Here is a 3,700-nt window from a genome sequence, read left to right on the forward strand (position 1 = left end):
GAGCTGGGCCGCTTCCATGCGAAATTCCGGGCTAAACGTTCTCTTCTTCGTCATCATCTGCACCTGATTGTCTCTGTGAGCCATCATACACTCAAAGTCAGGTGGCCAGATTCACTGTGCCACTACACTGTGCTCGCCACTTACTGTTGGGAGGAGGTCAAAGAACGGCTTTATCGACCGCTTAATGCGCCCCCATCGCCAGGTACCTGGCCTGTCAGATTTACATATCGTGTTCATAGGCACGATGCGATTTTGCTCGCGCACATGCTGTACGACCCCTATGCCGAACAAGCTGCCAGAGATATTTATGCGCAGACTGAAGCCAGCTTCCCCCAAGATAAGATGCTTTTAAAAGTCACTCCATGGTTTCAAGGCAGCGGGGAAATCTCTGTTTCTGGCGTTCCAATTGATGGTGGCAACACATTCCTAGGCTTGCAGATATTAGGCTGTACGCAGCCCGATGGTGCCACGATCCACCGTGAAAGAGAGAAATCAACGACAGTACCAGCCACCGATGGCGACGATGCCCCCTCTCAGTTCCCCTATCATCAGCTTCAAGACATCCCCGATGTCATTGACCTGACGGATGATGACGAGCCCGACCATGGTTCTTCCTGGCTAGACCTTACTGAGGACGAATTCGTTATTTTAGGTAAGCCTCGCGCCGTCTTGGATAAACGATATACCCGAAAAAACGTGCCCGATACACGAGGCGTCCCCGTTCCGGGTGACGAAACCATTTTCTCCACTGGGGAGCCACATGGGTCAGGGAAGGGAGTGGGACAAGCGTCTATTCATGCTCCTATTACACTGGAATCACAGGGCTTTCTACGTGATATGTGGAATGCGCTTCTCTATTTACAATCGGCCTATCCCGCAACGATTCGTGGCGTTAGCTGGTTTACCTTTGAAGACGGATTCAGCACTTCTCCTGACCCTCGGTTAATCAGCCTCGAACCTTTCGAAATAGACGAGGAGGTGGAAACGTCAGTCGCTAATTGGGTTTACATTGATACTCAGACCAAGGTACCTCGCGGGGTGCTCGTCGTTCGGGTGCATGTGTTAGATCAAACGCTCTATCTCATGGAGATCCAACGACGCCCTCCAAAACCCAGAGCTGGCGGTAGCGAGGAGGCATCCAAGCCTCCTTCCTATAAAGGTTTAGTCTTCACGCTGAGCCACCAAGGCAGCTTCGAGCAGTGGTTACGCCAAGTGCTGTCTAACGTGCGGCACGTAGAAGGTGTTGTCCAAAAACTAGTTGGTCACTGCCCAGGATTCGCCGATACGTTCAAGCACCCTAAATCCAAAAAGGAACAGATACCCTGCGAAGCCTCTGTGTTAAATGCTTTTAGCAAGGTCAGTATTGGTCGCAGTGACTTAGCATAGGTACTATTTGCCACCTTTATGAGTAGCGGTGTCTGTTTTGTCGGTAAGAGCAACCTGTACACCCCGTGTGCAGGTTGCTCTTCTGACGAAGAGCCGATACGGCCATCCCTTCAGTGGCGGGCGAGGATCTTCGCTGCGATGGGCGAAGTGATCATTTGAATCACGGCAAAAAAAGCGGCTGGAATTGCGATCTCTGATGGCAAGCCAGAAGCAGCGACAAACGCTGCAGCGATGCTGAATTCCTTTTTACTGACCGTGAAAAGATAGGTAATCACCTCTTTGCGATCAGAGGTGAGTAACCGTGAGGACATACCTACCAGGTACCCAATCAAATTGAGGCACAGGGCCGCGCCCGCAATCACAAACGCATACCAGCCATAGCCAATGATCGTGGTGGCATTCGGCCCGACCACGGCGAGTAGGATCAGCAGATACAGAATCGACCCTATCCCTGCATACGCTGAATCATGCCGTGCAAAGAAAGCCGAGAACCTTGTACGCAAGCTGACCCCAATCACGGTAGGAAGAAGCACGATTAGTGTTAATTCAAGAATAATTGATCCAAGCGGCACGTCTAACTGAAGGCCGGTGAGCCATAAAAACAGGAAGGGAACAATAAACGGACATAACGCGGTGTTGACTGCGTTGAAAACAGCGGCAAGCGCCACATTGCCTTTCGCCATCAGTACCAAAAGAGGAGAAGACACATCTGTCGGCAGCGTGCCGAGCAAGGTTTGGCCAGCAGCCAGCGGGCCGCTTCCAAAAAATAGACGGCCCGTTAGCCACCCGGCAATCGACATAGGCCCATAGACCAGCCCCAATGCCAACAACTGCCGTGACGGCTTTCGGAACACGATGCGCACTGCATGCGCATCGAATGTGAGGCTGATAATCAACATCAGTAATGCCAGTAATGGCCCAATCGCGAACTTAAGCATTATTCCGGTGGCCGGAAAGAGTAAGCCTCCCCCCGCGACGACGATTACAAACCAGACAAGGTGCGCCTCGACAAAATAAATGAATCTACCCATGGTGGATTGGACGTTACCGGTTGAAGTGGATTGAGCCCCGCACCTAAAACATGATCACCTTCGGCCCAGCACACAAAGGCTCCTTGGTAGCTAGGGACGTGCTTCCCAATCCAGCGATGCAAATAGATAATGCTCAAGGGTTGAAGCTTTAGTTGCTAGAGGTTTTATAGTACCAAGAACAGATAATTCGAGAGAAGGTAACAGATGGGACATCATCATGATCATCCCCACATTGATCCTGCCTCTGGCGACCGGCGCGTCAGCATCTCCATTTGGGCCAATGGGCTCTTAACCATCGCTCAAATCGTCGGTGGCATTATGGCGGGGAGCCTATCGCTGATCGCTGATGCGTTACATAACTTTTCTGACATGGCAGCATTAGTCATTGCCTTTGCTGCTCGTAAAATCGCCAGACGGCCTGCCGATGCGCATATGACCTTTGGCTATGGCCGCATCGAGATAGTGGCAGCACTCATCAATTACACCACCCTCATTATTGTCGGTGTCTACCTGATTTACGAAGGCGCTATGCGGATGGTCGATCCCCCTGAGATAGAGGGATGGACGATCGTGATTATTGGTGGCGTCGCGCTCGTCGTCGATGCCCTTACCGCCATGCTCACGTGGTCAATGCAAAAAGAGAGTGTCAATATCCGCGCCCTTTTTCTGCATAACTTATCGGATGCGTTTGCCTCCATCGCCGTGATTATCGGTGGTTCGCTTATTTTACTGTACGACATGCGCTGGGTGGACCCCGCGATCACGATAGGGATTGCGCTATATATTCTTTACCTAGCCTTCTCTGAAATTGGCGGCCCTATCCGTACGCTAATGCTGGGATCTCCCCCGGACATTGACGGGCAGGCAGTCGTTGAGACCGTACGAGATATCGAGGGAGTCCAGGATATTCACCATGTGCATCTATGGCAGATGCAGGAAAACATGGCAGCCCTTGACTGCCACGTGGTTCTGACAGAAACCGGCTGGCAGCAGCTTGAATCCGTCAAAGCAGAGATCAAGGAGCAGCTTAAAATGCGCTTCAGTATTGCTCATTCCAGCCTAGAGTTTGAGCATAGTGACCACGCGCATCAAAATGCCAATCTATATGGGCACGAGTGATAGACCGAGGCCGACTCCCGGCTCAGGTAGGTAGCGAGCGATGTCTGTCAAGCTTGTTGGAACCTGTAATCAGGCGGCTTCTAATCGCTGATCCTGTTGAACCAGCGGGTCTTCCTGGTCGGGGTTCAGCCAGACTGTCCGGCGCGGTGTCCAGTTGCGGGTGG

General features: G+C 51.9%; 3 protein-coding genes. 2 read left to right on the plus strand and 1 reads right to left on the minus strand.

The annotated features are described in order from the left end of the window. Window positions 1–1,386, plus strand: a 1,386-nt coding sequence (locus IZU87_RS17065) for a hypothetical protein (protein WP_213115341.1), incomplete at its 5' end; no start/stop codon positions are given. 110 nt (window positions 1,387–1,496) lie between these two features. On the opposite strand, the gene IZU87_RS17070 is transcribed toward IZU87_RS17065, so the two are convergent. Then, window positions 1,497–2,417 (minus strand): bile acid:sodium symporter family protein, encoded by a 921-nt coding sequence (locus IZU87_RS17070; protein WP_027957952.1) that lies wholly within the window; start codon window positions 2,415–2,417, stop codon window positions 1,497–1,499. Between the two features lie 204 nt (window positions 2,418–2,621). Between IZU87_RS17070 and IZU87_RS17075 the strand changes: the two genes are divergently transcribed. Beyond that, window positions 2,622–3,536, plus strand: a complete 915-nt coding sequence (locus IZU87_RS17075) for a cation diffusion facilitator family transporter (RefSeq protein WP_016916432.1) — start codon at window positions 2,622–2,624, stop codon at window positions 3,534–3,536. Window positions 3,537–3,700: the final 164 nt, after the last annotated feature.

Origin of the sequence: Cobetia sp. MC34, assembly GCF_018340035.1 — a bacterium.
Lineage (GTDB): Bacteria > Pseudomonadota > Gammaproteobacteria > Pseudomonadales > Halomonadaceae > Cobetia > Cobetia amphilecti.